Raw genomic sequence first — 19179 nt, forward strand, 5'->3', positions numbered from 1 at the left:
TTGTTTATGACCAATGAGTAATCAATCTGCCTCGCTCAATTAACTGGATTTCCTCCATCTATTTGAAGCGAATTTCGCGAATTCGAAAGATTAACTGTATTTCCTGTGGTTAAATTTCACCAATTTACTCGATTCTTCAATTCTCATACTAAATAAATGTACTATTTCCATCTAATCACGTAAATACGTCAGATTCGAGCAAATTAGATGTAGTTTATACATCTAAACATGAATCGGCCGTCACTTGCATTCGCAAGCTAAAGCTAAAAACCAACAACCTCAAACCGATCACAAACCTAAGCCTCAGGTCAATATGCGCCAATCCGCAGCCATTTTCGCATGTTATCCGTTAATCCGCTTACGATTCTGTGTCGCTGCCGATTGAAGGGCCACATATAACGACTGGATATTGAATTTTTTCTTGAATTCAAAGCGATAAGCTGCTGTTGTAATGTTATTCGCTTTGTAATAAGGGGAAGTTATGTAATGAATAATGAGCTCGCTATCATCAAACCCTGTACCGCCAGATTCCATTGACACCTCATAGATGGCATCGAGATCAATCGTAGAGACCTTCGTTTTCTTGCCAGTGACACCTTGATGATCAATCAGAATAATGCGCTCGTCGGTGATTACGAATGAATCCCGCACAAGTTTAAACCCTGTAGAGATGACTTCATTTGGCATGAGATAAGCACCATACTGTCTCGTAAGCTCCTCAACAGAAACTTCTGATAAATTTCCTAGTAATCCACTAAAAATACCCACTATCATCACTCCTCCTTGAACAAATATATGTATCAATTCCATATTTATACGATGTTCTCCTCTTCCAGATTTCGTTGCTTCCAACAAACGCCAAGTCGGTTTGAACGAACGGGTTGCATATTTGCAGGCCACTTGTCTCACTCTATAAAGGATAATAATGTGTCCCTGAAGGAGAGAGAATTTCATGTGGAATAAGCTAAAGATACCAGCAATAGGAAGTGTAATTGTCATGCTGGCGATTTCGACTGCTTGTGGGAAGGATAATGCGAGCCCACGAAGTGTAACACCGTCGCAAAGCCCGTCAGGTTTAACAGGCTCTGGCAATTCGGTTACTAAGAGTATGTCGCAAGCTGGTAAAGATATCATTGCGCTAGCAAGCAATGATGCAATCCTACCGATGAAACAAATAGGAAATGTCAATTATGTATCTGCACAAGATCTCATTAGAACACTCAAATTCCAATCCGAATGGGAAGATTCAGAAGGAAAACTCATATTAGGGGACAATGATGCTAATTTTGAGTTGATCATGAACTCGAATAAAGCCATGAAGGATGGGGCGGATATTCAATTAAGCCAGCCAGTGGTGAAAGAGGGCGGAACGGCTTATTTACCTGTCTCGGACTTAGCGGATTTATTTCAAGATGATATGTCGTACGAAGTTAGACAAGGGGATGTCGTTGTTCATGCTTCGCCCATTGCGATCATCGAACATGAAGATGACCCCGCAGGTGCGAATGACAACTCACCAGAGTTGAATTTCGGGGATGATCCTACCGATCCATTCAAAGACGATGGAGCAGGTGCAAATCCTGCAGGGATGCCAAGTCGCACTCACGATGATCTACAAGTGTGGTCTCCAAGCAATCAGAATGAAGATTTGCCAGTACTCAAAAATATTGATATCAATGCCATGATTAACAAAGGGAAAAATTATATGGGTGTCAAATATAAATTTGGTACAGGCTCATATCCCAAAACAGGCCGATTCGATTGTTCAACATTTACCCAATATATTTACGGGAAATATAATATAAAACTGCCGCGGGTAGCGCGCCAACAAGGCACTAAAGGAAGTTTAGTATCACGCAAATCGCTGCGCAAAGGCGATCTGATGTTTTTTTACGTGCCAGGGCGTTTCAAATCGAACAAAACGGTTGGCCATGTTGGGATTTACATCGGAAATATGAAGATGCTGCATGCATCCCCAGAGCCGAAGAATGGGGTACAAATCACAGATATTAATAAAGCATATTGGAAAAAAACATTTCTAAAGGCGAAGAGAATTGCCTATTAATAGGAGTAATGGAAAGTCTATCCGCTGGATAGGCTTTTTATTTTTGGCTATTTTGAAACAATTGAATCCCTTGTGCGTTTAAATGTGTAGAAAGTTTTTTTGTGAAGGAGGGCTATCAGAATGAGAATTGTGCTTTATGAAAAGTTACCCGAGGGGCAACTGCTCCATCTTGGTGAACGTGCCTGGGATGATCAACTTATTCAAGCCTTAAATGTGGCTAATTTTATTCTCGTTGGCGGGAAGGAATACGAAATGATTGAGGGCCGTTTGAATTTGGATCTCCATGTGTTTGAGTTGTTGCTCGTTAAAGCTGGCGCAGAAGGGGGAGGGAGCAAGGAGTGAAACGACCGCTTAAAGTACTATCCACTTCACTGAGTTTGATCTTGTTAGGTCAGATGTTGCTAGGAACGGCACAAGCCGCGGAGACACCTAATGCCAATGCAGGAGCATCTAAATTGGTGGAATGGTCGAATGAGGATGTTAAGGCCTATTACGATCCGCAAGTGGATTGGAGCTTACCTATACCTCCTGATAAAGGCTTGGCTGCACCATCACCTACGCCAACACCTAGCACGACAGGCGGGAGTACAGCTCCGATTATTGTGAATCAAGTGTCAGGCGGTGGCTTTGGATGGGATGATCTGCTGCTATATCATCTTATTTTCAATACCGTAAGCCCATATTCGTCTAGCAGCTGGGGGAACAATCATCGCTCATATTATTATCGATCCAATACGCCCTATGTTAATAAAACGTATCAACCAAGCTCATTTACGAATCGTTCCACGACAAAGACACCAACAACATCAAGCGGTAGTGGGACCTTTACTTCGAATTCGAATAAATCGTCAACTACAAAATCTGGCACAACTGGTTCCACCGTTAACAGCTCCAACACAAGTGGCAGCACATCATCCAGCGGCTCCAAGTCAACATCAACATCAACAGGCAGCATAGGCGGTAAATCAAGCGGTTTTAGCTCCTCCTCCAGCTCAAGCTCTGGGGGTTAAAGGCATGGTATTTGAAGTGATCGGGAATCCAGCCCCTGACAGAAATTCTCGTGTACAGCAACTAGCTGAACTTGGATTTACGTGGGCTAATTTGGAAAACGAACAGTACTGGATTGATCAGCTTGTCGTTATGCCGAATGAGGTTTATCAAGATCTTATTCATGCTGCAACTGGGCTTTGGTTGGTGTTTGATAAAGGTGCTCGTTACGTTTTGGGCAAAAGGGAGCTTTATGCAGACTTATCGATACCGGAAGTGCTATGGGATGGGCTGGATCGACTTGAGCCGAATGGCCAAGGTTTTATAAGCCGTTATGCGAGATTTGATTTTACTGTCGATCAGGCAGGCAACATTAAGTTGCTAGAACTAAACGCAGATACCCCTACGGGTTATGTCGAAGCCTCCATTGCAACTCCGTGGCTTTGTGAGCAGTACGGGTTGGAATCACCGAATCTTAGGATGAAGGAGCTTCTAAGGGCGGCCTGGGAGATCGAGGCACCTGATTACGCAGCCTGTATCGCCTACGGAGAACATGCAGAAGACACGGGTACGATAGATGCACTTGTGGCACATAGTGGAAGAACAATGACATGCGTGGACTGTTTGGATTTATGGATCGATGAGGGCGTTGTCAAGGTTGGTACAGACCAGACCATTGGGCGTATGTTTGCCTTATATCCGAAGGAGTGGATGGGGGTTGACGATGGGGGAGAAGCACTGTCATATGCAATTGAGGAGCAATTCGTTCATTTGTTTAATCCCCTGCATGCTGTAATTTTACAATCCAAAGGTCTGCAAGCATTCATATGGGATCTTCATATCAGACAGTCAGACCTATTTTCGGATGAGGAACATGACATCATTGAGACCTATATGCTGCAAACGTACATGAATCCTATCCTCGAAAGCAACTATGTATCCAAATCAATGTTTGGCCGCGAAGGCGGCTCAGTCGAGCTGTATAACGAATATGGAGAGTTAGAATTTAAGGATGAAGCGGGATTTGATACGAGTGTATTTTTTAAACGTGTGTATCAGGAACGAGCAGACTTGCCGCGGCTAAGCTTCCAGCATGGTCAAGGCCATTTATTAACGGGTTTATTCGTATTGAACGGCACGCCATGCGGGCTTTTAGGTAGAGCGGGCGGCATCATAACAGGGAATGCAAGTCAATTTGTGGCGATTGGAGTGAAACCGTCTTGAAACAAGGAAGATTTATTGGATTGGCCCTAGGACTGATCGGCATCATCGTCATCATTTGGATCATCTCAGCAGCATTTGATAAGAAGCCATCTGTACTAAGCCAAACAACATCAGGCAACGTAGCCACGTCGAATTATGCGCCTGGTGATGTGCCGTGGGACTATCAAGTTCAGCAAGTCAAGGTTGGAGACCTTATTGATGGTGATATGGTGCTGTTGCCGAACAATGACCGAATGTCCAACGATCAGAGTTTTGCAACTGGAGACAGTATTTGGGTATTGAGTTTCATGCAAGCCACGATGAAAGCGGATAGTCAAGGGAAGAACAATGTTACTTTGTCGCAATGGAAACCAATCAAATCCTTCAAGACAAAGGAGGAAGCAGACAAAGATCTCGTGGAGTTGAAAGTGGAAATAAAGACCGATGTGAAATTGATTGGTGTTTATAAAACAGAGTTGGATAGCCAATTTAGATACTTTGCAGTGGTCGAACTGCCAACTGGGCAGAAGGTTAAGCAGCCGATACCAGAAGAGAGATACCAATCGTTCAAGGATAAAAAAGAAGTAAGCGTAATTCTAGAAGAAGTACATGATTATACTGATTTTGATCAATCGATGGCTAAATTTCGGGGGTGGGCAGAGTGATCGCTGTGGATCTTATTATAAGTTTATTCGTTATTGTCTTGTTACAGTTTGCAGGGATGTACATCTTTAGTTTAATGACCCCCTATCGGGATATGGAAGAAATCAATAATGGTAATGTGGCTGTAGGGATTACCATGGGAGGCAAGTTCGTAGCTACGGCTATCATTCTAGGCATAGCTGCCTATACGAACTCCTCCATCTGGCATATGAGCTTATGGTTTGCGGTAGGGTACGCATGCCTAATAGCTTCATATTGGGTGTTCGATTGGCTAACCCCAGGTATGAAGCTATCAGATCAGCTTAAGGGAGGAAATGTAGCTGTAGGTACCCTTCTTGCTGCGGTGTATATTGGTATTGCAATTTCAATAAGTAGTCTAATTATTTAACATTCCTATGTATTATATCGCAATTTTCGTTATTTCTACATTTGCGAGCTGCGATAAATCCAAGAACTGATTGTCGATGTTGATGAGCGGTCGGAAGAAATCAGTAGGGTTCGTCATAATGATGGTGCCTTCACGTCCGTCGCTCAGAGACACTTTTTTACCGATAAAGTTAGGAATCATGTTGCGTATGAACACTTGGGTGATCTTAGGATCCAACTCACCGAAGCTCATGCGATGAAGCTCTTTAAGAACGTGCAGAAGATCACGTCGCTGTTGATATACTCTGCTGGATATCATCGCGCTATAAACGTCTGCGACCGCGACTATGCGCGAGTAAGAATGAATGTCTGTACCGACTTTACGTAGGGGATAACCTGTACCATCCATACGCTCGTGATGCTGAAGGGCAACGAGTGCGAGCGTTTCATCTTTTAATGATTTGCGAATGATATCATACCCATGAATCGTGTGCTTCTGAACTTCCTCGAATTCTTCCTTCGTCAGCTTACCTGGCTTATTCAGAATATCTGGATGTATTCGACATTTCCCGATATCGTGCAAATAGCCTGCTTTCCCAATAACTAAAGCATCCTTCTCGGATTTATTCATCCATTTGGCTATGTAATAAGATAGCATTCCAACTTGAACACTATGCTGAAGGGTATAGTCATCTTTGCTATGCAAGGATAGAAGCAGGGAAACAACGTCCTTCTCTTCTTGAATGCTGTCTATCAGTGGATTGAAAGCGGATTCTACAGCGTCGTTGCGAAGAGATCCACCGTCTTGCAAAGCTTCAAACATTTCTTTAATACCCTGAGTCGCGCTATTAAAAGAGGTAACCTGTAGGATATTAGCGTGTCTAGTTGGTGCTTCCTCGACGACGTTCTCGATTTCACTGTTTCTTGGAGCTATATCAACATAATCCACACTGTGGCGATTGAGCATCGAAATGTCTCCAGCATCGAGAACGGTGCCCGAGGATAGAAGATGAAGGCCTACTGCATTGTAGGAATCGGAAATTAATTTGTCACCAACGATAAGTTGAAGCACATGTACACGCATAGAAGCTCCTCTCCAAGTCCTAGTATCTGGTAGGTATATTGTAATACTACATCCCAATATAACGACTGTAAAGACTTTTGGCTTGAATTAAATCCTCAGTCCCTTGAATGAGAACACGACCGCCAGGGAATAGAATAATTTGTATATCCTCAGATGCGTGAAACTTTAAAAGAAAACGGTTTTTCTCAACTAGACCAAGCGGTTGTAGTCGTTCCTCCCAGTATTCCAGTGGTTGCGTGCTGGGAATAATCGGATGGATTTGCACCGAGTTGCGCCCACATAAGGATTGAATGGTATCACTTTCAAGATGGGCATCTAAGTACTCATATTGCTTTTGGGCACATGCAGGACAATCCGACTTCTTAGCTCCAGAGACCCGTATTGCGGAGTTCTGATTGAACCATAAGTCCCATTGCTGCATGCTAAGATTGAGCTGCTCCGTGGCGCCGACGAGCAACTTAAGAGCCTCTGTGGCTTGAAAAGAAGCAACAACATGGATAATCCCACCAATGACACCAGCAGTGTCACAAGTATCCGTGGTACCCGCAGCGGGCGCTTGCGGGAAGAGGCAGCGCAAACAAGGTGTTCGATCAGGGATAATCGTCAGTGAGACACCTCGCGAAGCCACAGCACCGCCATAGATCCATGGAATCCCTAATTTCATGCTGACATCGTTGAGCAGGAAACGAACGGCAAAGTTATCGGTTCCATCCAGAATCACATCGACATCATGAAGCAATTGTTCGGCATTCGTAGCATTAAGATCACAGACATGAGGATCAATAACGACATTGGAATTCACTAGCTGCAGACGTTTCGCAGCGGCGATTGATTTGGGAATCGTGGCAGCAGCGTCCTCTTCATCGTACAGCATTTGTCTTTGCAGATTGCTTTTATCAACAAAATCACGGTCAATGATCCGAACATATCCAACGCCTGCTCTCACCATATGATTGGCAAGAACGGTGCCTAAAGCACCCATACCAACAATAGCAACACGACCAAGGCCAAGTTTGCGTTGACCTTCCATACCAATTGGGGGGAAAAGAATTTGTCTCGAATAACGCGGGTCAACATCTGACGCAGTTTCTGTATGTAAATGCGGGTCCAAGTAAAGTCATCTCCGTTTCAAATCAGTTATCAGCTTGCGGTGCTTGTAGCGGGTTCCAGGGTCCTGTTTGATTGCCTTTCCATTCGGCCCCATCCTCCCATATTTCTTTTTTCCAAATGGGTACGATTTGTTTCAAACGCTCAATGGCATATCGACTAGCGTCATAGCAATCAGCGCGGTGAGGAGAAGATACAGCGATCACGACACTCGCTTCTGCAATTGCAACCTTACCCAATCGATGGGTGATGGCACATAAGGTGCCAGGCCACTTCGCATCGATTTCTTCGCCGATGCTTGCCATCGTTTTCAAGGCCATAGGAACATAAGCCTCATACTCCAATAGGACAGTTCGCTGTCCGTACGTCATTTCTCGCGTCGTGCCGATGAAGGCAAGTGATGCGCCATGGTTGGGGTGATTTACTTTAGAAGTCACGGAAACGACATCAATCGTTGAATCGGTGATTTCGTAAAGAGAAGGCTGTCCTCCAGAAACAGGTGGGATAAGCGCAAGCTCGTCAGAAGCGGAAATCGTGTCCTGATCACCGGCATATTCTTGATTTTTGGCGAAAAAGCATATAGGGAGCTGCGCAGAGGCAGCAGGATAATCGGTGATAATTTTATCCTTCAATTGTGCAATGGTAATCGAATCTTGTTCGACTGAAATCGTTAGAACCGAAGTACCGAATAGGTCTACAAGACCTGCGAAGAGTTGGATGTGTAAGTTCAATTTGTTTCTCCTTGCGATAGATGTTAGAATCCCTTACAGCATATCATATTTTGCCCTGAAAATGGTATAATGGAGTGATCCTTTGGCAGGAGATGGAATTTGAATTAACGGAGGAGATTTAAGTATGGAAACCAATTCACGCATAGAAGTGTCTGACTTACATAAGAACAAAGAAACCTTTACCGTTGATGAAATGGTGGCCTTAGCGGATCTGCGGTTGAATATTCAAGATCGCGTTCCGTCGGTGGTGGGGGAGGCATTTGATCTTAAATCGTGGTACCGAAACTGGCACAACAAAGGGCAGAATCGTACAAGTGAAGAGCCTACTCATGTGAGGGTGGAAGCAGTTGATGAGTTCCAAGCGCTAATTCCATGGGGGCAAGCGGATCTTGCTTTATTCCTATATGCACAAGAGGGACAAGCACTGAAGAAAGGATACCCCATTCGACTATACGTGCCTGATGGAAGCAGTGAGTGTCTTAATGTAAAGAGTATTGTAAAGGTATGGTTTCTGAACGATCCAGCTTTAGGTGAAGAAGCAACTTATGGGTTTAAGAACAAAGTTACCCCGGATGAGCTCAAATTCAAGAAATGAGGAAGGGGATACTTGCATAATATAGAGACATGCTAGGATCTACTTGTCATGAAGAGAGGTGAACGGGATGTCAGCCCCCTTGCAACGGCTAGTCATATTACATACGAATGACATTCATAGTCATTTTGAACAAATGCCCAAAATAAGTGCCTACTTTGATCGTGTCCGCCGCCTCTGGCCATCAGATCAAGTATTGACACTTGATATTGGCGACCATATGGATCGGATGTTTCCAGAAACAGAAGGAACGAATGCGATCGCCAATTTAGAAATCATGAATGCAACGGGCTACGAAGCCATGGTTCTAGGTAATAATGAAGGACTCACCTTCACACCGGATTGGCTCAGAGCTGTTGTGCTGGAGCATGCGAAATTTCCAATTATCGGAAGCAATATTACGGATGTTAACACGAAAGAAACGCCGGATTGGATGCTGCCGTCACTTACGCTTGTGAAATCTGGTCTTCGTATTGGTTTGATTGGGGTTACGGCTGCCTATCAAGATTACTATGAGTTGCTTGGTTGGGATGTAAGTGATCCTATGAAGGCTGTAAGCGCCCATGTGAGCCTATTGCGTCCTGAGGTGGATATTATAATCGTTATGTCGCATTTGGGCCTGAGAACGGATCAGCGGATGGCTGAGGAGTTGGATGGCATCGACATCATCCTTGGCGGTCACACCCATCATTTACTCGAAGAGCCGCTCCTACTCAGCGGCACTTATATTGGTGCGGCCGGCAAGTTCGGGCAGTATGCCGGCCATATTGAACTTGCCTACGACCCGGCGCAGCGCCGGATCGTAGAGCTGAACGGCCGCGTCGTCCCGATGACCGACGCGAGCGAAGAGGACAGCAGCGTGATGACGCTGCTGGAGCACTACCGCATCGCCAGCAGCACCTCGCTGGCGGTGGAAGTGGCGCAGCTGCGGCAGCCGCTGCGCCTGGATTGGTACGGCGAATCCCCGCTCGGCAACTTGCTTGCCGCGGGGATTCGCCGCTGGACCAGCGCCGAGATCGGGCTGGTCAATAGCGGGCAGCTCCTTCAGGGACTGAAGGAGGGGGGCTTGACCCGGGGCCGGCTGCTGGAAATCTGCCCCGGCCCGATCAATCCGTGCCGCATGCAGCTCAGCGGCGCGGATATTCGTCAAGCGCTCGAAGAGTCGCTGCTTGACGAGTTCATGGAGAAGCCGATACGCGGGTACGGCTTCCGCGGGGAGGTGCTAGGCGTCCTCTGTGTGGACGGGATAACCGTCCACGTGGATGCTACGCGCCCTCCCTACGAGCGTATCGTCGCCGTGTATGTCGGCGAAGAATTACTAGATCCAGAACGTTCCTACCTCGTGGGTACGATCGATATGTTTACGTTCGGCTCAGGCTATTTATCGCTGAGCCGAGGCAAGCAGATCGTTTACATGCTGCCGGAATTTATCCGTGACGTGCTAGCTGATCAACTGCAAGATGAGGCTGCGATTGCAAACAGCCACAACCTTCGATTCATAGATGTTGTCAGACCTAGTCCTAAACAGGTAGAATAAGTACCGGAGCAAGATTCCTGATAAATGTTGTCAAAAAGTCAATCGGACTTTTTGAACACGCAATGAATCAGAATATAGGGGGCAATTATGCATACAATTTTTGAGGCGATCATTATTGGGATCGTTGAAGGTTTGACTGAGTTTTTACCCGTATCCTCAACAGGGCATATGATTTTAACTGAAAGCTTGTTACACATTGATATGGAGAATGACCCAGTCATGAATACGTTCAATTTTGTCATTCAATTGGGCGCTATTCTGGCCGTTGTACTTATCTATTGGAAACGGATCCTTTCCTTATTTGGACTTGTGAATCGGAAAAGCGAAAGTAAAACAGGGAAAAAGCTGAATTTAATACACATTTTAATTGGTATCATTCCTGCTGGTGTGATCGGTGTTTTATTTAATGATCTTGTGGATGAAAAGCTATTCAATACAACAACCGTCTTAGTTGGACTCGTGCTCGGCGGTATTCTATTAATCATTGCCGAGAAGAAAAAGGAACAACCCAAAACGACCGTCCTTGATGATTTGACGTATCGACAAGCTTTCGCTATTGGATTGTGGCAGCTCGTATCGATTTGGCCTGGATTTTCGCGATCGGGTTCCACGATTGCCGGTGGTATGCTTTCTGGCGTAAGCCGTGCAGCTTCAGCGGATTTCACCTTCATTATGGCGATTCCAATTATGTTTGGAGCTTCAGGTGTCTACTTTTTGAAAAATTATGATGCACTGTCATCCGATGATTTGACTTTCTTTGTGGTAGGATTTCTAGTGGCTTTCGTTGTGGCCTTACTGGCTGTCGTAACCTTCATTAAACTTGTACAAAAAATGAAGCTCACTTACTTTGCGTATTATCGTTTTGCCGTCGCGATAATTTTCGCGCTTTATATGTTTTTAAAGTAAAATATTTATGGAACAATAGCGAATCGCGTCGAAAGACGCGGTTTTTTGTATTGAACTTTTCATTAAAATCTATTACATTTAAATAGAACGTAATGCTCACCTATGCGGGGGTTCTGAAATGCTGTTTATGCCGATCAACATGTGTCAACCTGGGATGAGGCTGGCTAAGAATATATACAACGATGATGGTATGGTCCTTCTGGCCGTTAATGTTGAGCTTACACAGAGACTCCTTGATCGCTTGTTTAGTTATGGGATTGATTATATTTACATAGAAGATGCTAGAACGAATGATATTATTCAAGAGGATGTCATTCAGGATGAAACAAGAAGCAAAGCGGTTATCGAAATTCGTAATACGTTTAAGAAGGTCATGGAAGATTCGAATAAACGCGGGGCAGTGAACTATTACGACATCGGTCGTAATTTTCGTGATGTCATGAAGATGATTATTGATGATCTGAGTGCTCATGAGGGTGCAATGGTCATGCTTAATAATATGAATGTGAAAGATAATTACTTATTTCAGCATTCAGTTAACGTGAGTATATATGCGATCATGCTTGGGATCAGTTATGGGTATAGTCGAGATAAGCTCGAGACTCTTGGTTTGGGTGCTTTACTGCATGATATTGGGAAAACAAAAGTGCCATTAGGTATTCTTCGCAAGCCTTCTCAGTTAACTCCGCAAGAGTTCAACGAGATGAAAAATCATACGACCTATGGCTTCAATCTATTGAAGGATGAGCCGAATATTCCACTTCTTTCCGCTCACTGTGCCTTGCAGCATCATGAGCGGATTAATGGCAGCGGATACCCACGGGGAATTCAAGGGGGCGAAATAAATGAGTTCGCCAGATGGATTGGACTTGTTGATTCCTATGATGCCATGACGACGACACGCGTGTATCGCAGACCATTATTGCCACATGAAGCCATGGAGCAGTTATTCGCGGGATCTGGTACGATGTATGATCAAAGTCAAATTGCCTTGTTTCGAGACAAAATTGCTATATACCCACTAGGAATTACAGTACGATTGAATACTGGCGAATATGGGCTCGTATCGAAATTGAACATGTCTGTTCCGCACAGACCGACTATCCGTGTGCTTCAAGATGAAGCAGGAACTGTACTTAAGGAACCTTACGAAATTGATCTTTCCAGCAAGCTATCGATATTAATTTCCGAAATTGGGGAAATTAAAGTAAATGATTCGATATTAGATGCAAGTATGCCTACAATTTTATAGAATAGATACAGCACATATGAGATAAAGAACCTGGGAAACCAGGTTCTTTTTGTAGATTAAGGAGGAAATACGATGCGGGAGTCCATGGATAAAGGTGTGTTTTGGAAATGGGGGCACGCCATGTTTCGGTTCCGATGGTTAGTGCTAACGATTGGGATTAGCTTGATGCTGATCTTTGCTATTTTCGCTCAAAAAGCGCCAGAGATGCTGAAAGACAACGGGTTTACTCCGAAAGGGAGCGAATCGGATCTCGGGTTGATTCAAATGAGAGATGAGCTTGGTGTACCTCGAACACAGCTGAATTTGGTATATTCGGGGCATAATGGGCTTGATATCTCCGTGAAAGATCAACAAGAGGCGATTATGGCCTCACTTACGAAACTGAAAGAACTGCCCTATGTGGAAGATGTGAAATTCGTAACTACGCCTCGTAATGAGGGACATCTAGATATTCAGGCTGTAAGTGTATCGCTCACGTTGGATACAGATCCCGCGCTAGAGGTATACCCAGAGCTTAAGTCGCTCGTACATCCGCCAGCAGGTATGGACGTGTATGTAACGGGGGGGCCTGCGATTCTATATGACATGCAAGTAGCCAGTAAACATGATATTGCCAAGTCGGAAGCGATTGGTTTACCAATTGCACTTCTCGTGTTGTTAATTGTTTTCGGTACATTGGTCGCAGCATTCCTACCCATGGTCGTGGGATTGATGAGTGTGACGCTCACTCTGGGAGTTACCTATTTTATCGCACAGCATCAATCATTATCGAATTTTTTGCCGAATATGGTTACGATGCTGGGGCTTGCTGTCGGGATTGACTACGCGCTCTTTCTGGTCAGCCGGTTTCGTGAGGAGCTCAAAGTACAGAGTAATGTTGCTGCTGCCGTGGCCATGACATGTCAAACCGCAGGAAGATCAATTTTCTTCTCGGGTATCGCTGTTCTCATTGGTTTGTTGGGGATGCTGTTTGTGGATTTGACCTTCTTCCGGTCTCTCTGTCTTGGGGGAGTTATCGTTGTTTCAATTTCCGTTATTGTGGCTAATACAGTGCTGTTAGCGCTTCTAGGTATTTTAGGTCATCGGATTAACTCCTTACAGGTCGTTCCGAAACGATTCCGCAAGCAAGAAACATCGAAATTTTGGGAGAAAATCGCTTATACGGTGATGAAACGTCCAGTCGTTTTAGTTGTGGTAGTAGGTGGTGTATTGATCTACAGTATGACGCCGATCTGGCATATGAAATTAGGTGTACCGAATGCGGAGGTCCTCCCTCCGAGCTATGAATCCCGTTATGGAGCGGAACTGCTCAAAACCGCCTATGACCCTCGCATGACAGGACCGATTCAGATTGTGATACATACGAAAGAAGAGATCTGGTCAGCAGGTTCGATTGGTGAAATTCAAGCCTACGGAGAACAGGTCAAAGCTGTCGCTGGTGTAAAAGAAGTGCAGAGCTATCTAACCGTCTTAGGGCAGCATTCGAATGCTGAGCTTGCGGGTATGTTTACAAAGTCTGATGTTCAAAAGCAGTTAGAGGAATCGCAATTAGCGAAAGGGCATACGGCTTTGATGGTTGTTATCCCTGAGAAGGACACGGATGATCCTGCGACGGATCAGTTAGTTCGCGAGCTCCGCAAGTTGAATAAAGAAGGATTAGAGACTGCCGTTACAGGCGGACCAGCCTATCGATTGGACATCATTGATCGCATTCAAAAGGAAATTCCTGAAGTTCTCATTTTCGTAATGGGAATTACCTATCTCGTTCTCTTATTGGCATTTCGCTCCGTCCTGCTGCCGCTTAAAGCTGTGCTGATGAATATGCTTAGTTTAGGCGCTAGTTTAGGTATCGTCGTTGTAGTATTCCAACATGGATATATGGCAGATATGCTGCACATTACGTCAATCGGATATGTGAGTGCAACGCTGCCAGTCATTATCTTCTGCGTCGTTTTTGGGATCTCCATGGATTACGAAGTGTTCCTCATTTCACGTATCATGGAAGAGTATGAGGCAAGTGGAGACAATGATCAGAGCACAGCGGAAGGTTTGAAAAAAACAGGAAGCTTAATTACAAGCGCAGCTTTCATTCTTGTTGTTGTGGTTGGCTCCTTTATTTTCACGGATATAGAAATTATGAAAGCATTGGGACTTGGCCTCGGACTCGCTGTATTGATTGATGCCACTATCGTACGGGTTATGCTTGTTCCTGCGCTTATGAAACTGCTCGGTGACGCAAATTGGTGGGCACCAAGGTGGCTGCGTGTGAAGCCTCAAGCAAAAGTGGAGAAGCGGTAGCGCCATCTGAAGTTCCTGTCTCTGTTTCCTTTTTTGTGAATCATAAGTTACAATAAAGGGCATAGGTATAGGCATAATAGGTAGTAACATGTTCTTGAATAGGAAATGATAGGTCAGGTGTAAACAGCATGAATAGGAATGTAACACACTCCATCTTACCGGAGTTAACTCCCCATTATGATCCTTGGGACCCCATTCGGTCGTATCGGAAATACGGGAAACATGTTTTAACCAGTATAGAGCTTACCATCACCAATCTGTGTAATATGCGTTGTGAGCATTGTGCAGTTGGGGATTCACTTACGATGTCAGAAGGACCCCGTATTCCATTGCCAGTCATTTTACAAAAGTTGGATGAGATTGAACATTTGGAAACGATCAGTTTAACAGGCGGCGAGCCCTCCTATCACATTAAGATTGTGAAGGACTATATGCTGCCCATTCTGAAGTATGCGCGGGAGCGGGGAATTCGCACTCAAATCAACTCGAATTTAACGTTAGATTTGGAGCGTTACGAGCTGCTTGCACCCTATCTTGATGTGATGCATATTTCGTTTAATTATTTGAATGCGGATGATTTCCATCAAGTAGGATTTGTTAATTCGCAGCGTCCTGTAGGTAAAACCACGGCTGCAGGGATGTATGAACGAATGGTGAATAATACGATTGCGCTAAGCAAGGGTGGTTTGTACGTTTCTGCGGAATCGATGATTAATACGCGAACCCATTTGAAATTGCCTGAGATTCATCAGCTAATTAACGAAATGGGGTGCAAGCGTCACGAGGTACATCCGATGTATGCAAGCTCTTTCGCCTCACACCTTCCGATGGTTACGCTAGACGAATTGCGCGCGAGTATCCATCGCTTGTTAGACCACCGCAATCCGGACATGTGGATGCTGTTCGGAACGCTGCCGTTCTTCGCATGTAATGAACTGGAAGCGGACCGTAAGTTAGTTAAGCGTCTACGTGAGGAGCCTAATGTGACAGTTCGTAACGACCCAGATGGGCGTAATCGATTGAACGTGAGTACGTTTACTGGCGAGGTTTTCGTCACCGATTTTGCTAATGAGCCTCCGCTTGGAAATATACACGATGATGGGCTTGATGATATCTTTGCACGTTGGGAGAACAATCCGCTGAACCAGCGGGTGAATTGTTTCTGTAGTGCTGCATCCTGTTGCGGACCCAATCTGCTTGTAGCTGACTCGTACTATCGCACTGTGGATTTCAAAAGCCGCAAAGCTATTATCTAATCATTTTTCTGAAGGAGAAATACATATTGCCACATACGTCGTTTGATTTCGGTTCCATCGCACTCAATCTTTTCCTGGTTATCTTACTCGTCCTGTTAAATGGATTTTTCGTAGCAGCTGAGTTTGCCCTTGTGAAGGTTCGACATTCTCGCATTCAGCAGCTTGTCAATGAAGGCAGTGGAAAAGCCAAATATGCGAGTATCGTAACGTCACAACTGGATAGGTATTTATCAGCCACACAGCTTGGCATTACACTTGCCTCCTTGGGACTGGGTTGGATTGGTGAACCTGCGATTCATGATCTGATTATGGAGCCTCTATTTCATACATTTGGTTTAGGGGAATCCGTGTATACAACGACTTTGTCTTTTGTTATTGCTTTCGGATTTATTACGTTTATGCACATTGTGCTGGGGGAATTGGCTCCTAAATCGTTTGCGATCCAAAAACCTGAATTGACCTCTTTGTGGCTCTCAGCTCCTTTATTGTTTTTTTACAAATTATTTCGTCCGATTATTTGGGTGTTGAATGGCGCAGCGAACAAATTTCTTGCGATGATCGGCGTAGAGCCAGCCAGTGAGAATGAAGCAGCACATACCGAGGAAGAAATTCGAATCCTGATGGATGAGAGCGTCAAAAGCGGTCATATCAATGAAGACGAGATGACGCTTTTCGATAACATTTTTGAATTCTCCGATCTCATTGCTCGTGAAGTGATGCTGCCGCGGACAGATATGGATTGTCTGTTTCTGGAAACAAGCTTTATCGATAATTTGCGATTCGTTCACGAAACCAAGCACACACGCTATCCTGTAGCTGATGGGCATAAAGATAACATTGTAGGTTTTGTACATATTGCTGACTTACTTACGGCGGATCCTGATATTGAGCAGGAGCTTAAGACGTTCATACGTCCTATTTTAAATGTGCCGGAGTCGATGGAAGTTAGCCGCGTACTTAAGCTCATGCAGAAAAAGCATTCCCAACTCGCGATCGTTGTTGATGAGTATGGAGGCACTGCGGGGTTATTGGCTTTAGAAGATATCATCGAGGAAATCGTGGGCGAATTACATGACGAATTCGATGTGAATGAACGACCTGGCGTGGAAGTGAAAGACAAATACACATCGGTCGATGGTCGTGTTTTACTGGAAGATCTGAACGACATGCTGGACCTCCAAATTGAAGACGATGACGTGGATTCGATTGGTGGTTGGCTGTTTAAGAAGGTGGAAGGCGCGCCTGTCAAAGGGAAGAAAGTGCCTTATGCTAATCATGTTTTCGAAGTGACCGAGGTAGATCGATTACGTATTGTTCGTATACATATAACGAATATCGACACTGTTAAACCGGGAAATGAATAATCGGAGGAGTCTCTATGTCACCCAGGACAGCTATAATCATGGCGATAGGAATACTGGTGTTATACGGGTTGTTCACCGTAGGGCTGCCATTTCTCTTAGCGTTGGTGACTGCTATTTTTTTAGACCCACTCACAACTCTTTTGATGCGTGTCGCGAAAATGAAACGTTTTGTCGCCGCAACAATTGTTAGTACGGCATTTACTTTTCTGATGTTGGCATTAGTCTATTTTATTGGGATGAATGTCGTTACTGAGTTAATCGATCTTGGTCGTAAAGCGCCTAATTACATGGAGGATGTCAATAATTACGTGGATCAAGCTGTGGTGCGAACCCAAGTATTCTACGATTCTTTATCCCCAGAGATGGCAGCGCAAGTACAGACTTGGGTAGAACGGGGTACAGAGACGTTAACCGGAGCATTGACGAGTATTTTGAGTGGTATTTCAGGCTTTTTCCTCAATATGGCTGGGAAAATCCCCAATTTATTCATGCTGTTGATCATCTATGTGATTACCCTGTATTTGTGCATGTACAACTTGCCTAGTTTGAAAGTTGCTTTTCTCTCGATGTTTGAAACGAAAACGAAGGATAAAATGGAGCATGTGCTGACTTATTTGCGCGAGGCTATCTTTGGCTTCATTCGCGCACAGTTGATCATGGCGATCTTTACGTATTTGTTGACTTTCATCGGGCTGCTCGTCCTTCGGGCAGAATACCCACTCGCAATTTCACTGTTAGTCATGGTGATGGAATTCGTGCCCGTGATCGGGACTGGAATTATCTTCATCCCATGGATCATTTATCAGCTGCTTGTAGGCTATACGGGTATGGGGATTGGCTTGTTCGTGCTCTTCTTGGTACTGATCATCCTCCGCCGGATTGTAGAGCCCAAAGTGCTTAGCGATGCGGTTGGGATCAACTCGTTAGCGGCGTTAATTTCCTTGTACATTGGCTTTGAGTGGCTAGGCTTTGCTGGCTTGTTCCTTGGCCCTCTGGTTGTTATTATTTATCAAGCGTTGCGCAAAGCGGGCGTGCTGAATTTGAATATTAAATTAGATTAAGAATGTATGGAAAAAGGAATCCTTTTTCGAATTGCGCGGTTGCAATCGGAGAGGGATTTTTTGCGTTTGGTGGGGGAAGAGTTAGGGCAACACTGCTGAAAAGTTTTTCTCATCGAAAAATATGGGGAATCGGTGATTTTGGTCAAGTTATAGCGCATATAACGAGTCATATAGGCTCTGAAAAGGAGGAGACGTATGTACACACAATTTAAAAGTTGGTACCCGTATATCGGACCGTGTGACCCTTGTCCACCGATTCGAGTGAAATGGTATAATACGCCGCCGCAATTATATATGAATTTTCAACCACCAGGATTACCACAGTTTAGCCCTTATGATGCTTTGAAAATGGGGACGCTCTGGCCAGCACTTTATGGGCCCTATCCGAATCCGTTACAGGAGACAAGAGGCGATGAAGGAGGATCTACATGAGCGAGCGAGTGCTGCCCGAAGCCTATTACACGCAACTTCGTGATTTGCAAGCCGTGGATTTTGTATTGGTGGAGTTGACCCTGTATTTGGATACGCACCCTGACGATCTGAGCGTGCTCCAGCAGTATAACCAATTTGCCCATAAGCGCATGCATATGGCTCAGCAGTTCGAAATGGAGTTTGGCCCCTTGATGCCCTTTGGACATAGCTTCACGAAAGCGCCATGGCAGTGGGTGGAGACTCCCTGGCCGTGGCAAGTTTAAGAAGGAGGATAG

The 19179-nt window shown here is 44.8% G+C and carries 20 protein-coding genes; 16 read left to right on the forward strand and 4 right to left on the reverse strand.

The window, feature by feature from the left end:
* Window positions 1–342: 342 nt before the first annotated feature.
* Window positions 343–768, reverse strand: a complete 426-nt coding sequence (locus HQN88_RS11785; protein WP_420874465.1) for a PH domain-containing protein — start codon at window positions 766–768, stop codon at window positions 343–345.
* 184 nt (window positions 769–952) lie between these two features.
* On the opposite strand from HQN88_RS11785, the gene HQN88_RS11790 reads away from it, so the two are divergent.
* From HQN88_RS11790 to HQN88_RS11815, 6 genes are all read left to right on the forward strand, one after another.
* Window positions 953–2065, forward strand: coding sequence for a C40 family peptidase (locus HQN88_RS11790; protein ID WP_173111343.1), 1113 nt, complete (start codon window positions 953–955; stop codon window positions 2063–2065).
* Between the two features lie 120 nt (window positions 2066–2185).
* Window positions 2186–2407, forward strand: coding sequence for a hypothetical protein (locus tag HQN88_RS11795; RefSeq protein WP_173111346.1), 222 nt, complete (start codon window positions 2186–2188; stop codon window positions 2405–2407).
* Window positions 2404–3075, forward strand: a complete 672-nt coding sequence (locus HQN88_RS11800) for a hypothetical protein (RefSeq protein ID WP_173111349.1) — start codon at window positions 2404–2406, stop codon at window positions 3073–3075. The genes HQN88_RS11795 and HQN88_RS11800 overlap by 4 nt, the downstream gene beginning before the upstream one ends.
* Window positions 3076–3079: 4 nt before the next feature.
* Entirely contained in the window at window positions 3080–4276 is a 1197-nt protein-coding gene (locus tag HQN88_RS11805) for a glutathionylspermidine synthase family protein (RefSeq protein ID WP_173111352.1), read from the forward strand.
* The gene (locus HQN88_RS11810; protein ID WP_173111355.1) at window positions 4273–4920 is read left to right on the forward strand and encodes a hypothetical protein; all 648 of its coding nucleotides are present in this window, start codon (window positions 4273–4275) and stop codon (window positions 4918–4920) included. The genes HQN88_RS11805 and HQN88_RS11810 overlap by 4 nt, the downstream gene beginning before the upstream one ends.
* Window positions 4917–5306 (forward strand): DUF350 domain-containing protein, encoded by a 390-nt coding sequence (locus tag HQN88_RS11815; protein ID WP_173111358.1) that lies wholly within the window; start codon window positions 4917–4919, stop codon window positions 5304–5306. Before HQN88_RS11810 ends, HQN88_RS11815 begins: the two co-directional genes overlap by 4 nt.
* A 12-nt stretch (window positions 5307–5318) precedes the next feature.
* Here HQN88_RS11815 and HQN88_RS11820 read toward each other — a convergent pair whose 3' ends face one another.
* The 3 genes from HQN88_RS11820 to HQN88_RS11830 are packed head-to-tail and all read right to left on the reverse strand — an operon-like array spanning window position 5319 to window position 8206.
* The gene (locus tag HQN88_RS11820) at window positions 5319–6368 is read right to left on the reverse strand and encodes an HD-GYP domain-containing protein (RefSeq protein ID WP_173111361.1); all 1050 of its coding nucleotides are present in this window, start codon (window positions 6366–6368) and stop codon (window positions 5319–5321) included.
* Between the two features lie 46 nt (window positions 6369–6414).
* Window positions 6415–7479 (reverse strand): ThiF family adenylyltransferase, encoded by a 1065-nt coding sequence (locus tag HQN88_RS11825; RefSeq protein ID WP_274318805.1) that lies wholly within the window; start codon window positions 7477–7479, stop codon window positions 6415–6417.
* 22 nt (window positions 7480–7501) lie between these two features.
* Complete coding sequence (locus HQN88_RS11830; RefSeq protein ID WP_173111364.1) at window positions 7502–8206, reverse strand: molybdenum cofactor biosynthesis protein; 705 nt, start codon at window positions 8204–8206, stop codon at window positions 7502–7504.
* Between the two features lie 124 nt (window positions 8207–8330).
* Here HQN88_RS11830 and HQN88_RS11835 point away from each other — a divergent pair, with 124 nt between their 5' ends.
* The 10 genes from HQN88_RS11835 to HQN88_RS11880 all read left to right on the forward strand — a co-directional run bounded on the left by HQN88_RS11835 (window position 8331) and on the right by HQN88_RS11880 (window position 19167).
* Window positions 8331–8801, forward strand: coding sequence for a molybdopterin-binding protein (locus HQN88_RS11835; RefSeq protein WP_173111367.1), 471 nt, complete (start codon window positions 8331–8333; stop codon window positions 8799–8801).
* 67 nt (window positions 8802–8868) lie between these two features.
* Window positions 8869–10335 (forward strand): bifunctional metallophosphatase/5'-nucleotidase, encoded by a 1467-nt coding sequence (locus HQN88_RS11840; protein WP_173111371.1) that lies wholly within the window; start codon window positions 8869–8871, stop codon window positions 10333–10335.
* Between the two features lie 87 nt (window positions 10336–10422).
* Window positions 10423–11241, forward strand: coding sequence for an undecaprenyl-diphosphate phosphatase (locus tag HQN88_RS11845; protein ID WP_173111374.1), 819 nt, complete (start codon window positions 10423–10425; stop codon window positions 11239–11241).
* A 118-nt stretch (window positions 11242–11359) separates the two neighbouring features.
* Window positions 11360–12493 carry an HD-GYP domain-containing protein gene (locus tag HQN88_RS11850; RefSeq protein WP_173111377.1) on the forward strand — a complete coding sequence of 378 codons (1134 nt, stop codon included), beginning with the start codon at window positions 11360–11362 and terminating at the stop codon, window positions 12491–12493.
* Window positions 12494–12565: 72 nt separating this feature from the next.
* A complete protein-coding gene (locus HQN88_RS11855) occupies window positions 12566–14791 on the forward strand; it encodes an MMPL family transporter (RefSeq protein ID WP_173111380.1) in 2226 nt (741 codons plus the stop codon).
* A gap of 128 nt (window positions 14792–14919) precedes the next feature.
* Window positions 14920–16047, forward strand: a complete 1128-nt coding sequence (gene yfkAB / locus HQN88_RS11860; protein WP_173111383.1) for a radical SAM/CxCxxxxC motif protein YfkAB — start codon at window positions 14920–14922, stop codon at window positions 16045–16047.
* 26 nt (window positions 16048–16073) lie between these two features.
* Window positions 16074–17411: a hemolysin family protein gene (locus tag HQN88_RS11865; RefSeq protein ID WP_216855693.1), complete on the forward strand. Its 1338-nt coding sequence runs from the start codon at window positions 16074–16076 to the stop codon at window positions 17409–17411.
* 14 nt (window positions 17412–17425) lie between these two features.
* Window positions 17426–18472, forward strand: a complete 1047-nt coding sequence (gene ytvI, locus HQN88_RS11870) for a sporulation integral membrane protein YtvI (RefSeq protein ID WP_173111386.1) — start codon at window positions 17426–17428, stop codon at window positions 18470–18472.
* A 195-nt stretch (window positions 18473–18667) separates the two neighbouring features.
* A complete protein-coding gene (locus tag HQN88_RS11875) occupies window positions 18668–18904 on the forward strand; it encodes a spore coat associated protein CotJA (protein WP_173111388.1) in 237 nt (78 codons plus the stop codon).
* Window positions 18901–19167 (forward strand): spore coat protein CotJB, encoded by a 267-nt coding sequence (locus HQN88_RS11880; protein WP_056624138.1) that lies wholly within the window; start codon window positions 18901–18903, stop codon window positions 19165–19167. The genes HQN88_RS11875 and HQN88_RS11880 overlap by 4 nt, the downstream gene beginning before the upstream one ends.
* The last annotated feature ends 12 nt before the right edge of the window (window positions 19168–19179 follow it).

It is taken from the genome of Paenibacillus qinlingensis (assembly GCF_013204845.1).
Classification (GTDB): domain Bacteria; phylum Bacillota; class Bacilli; order Paenibacillales; family NBRC-103111; genus Paenibacillus_E; species Paenibacillus_E qinlingensis.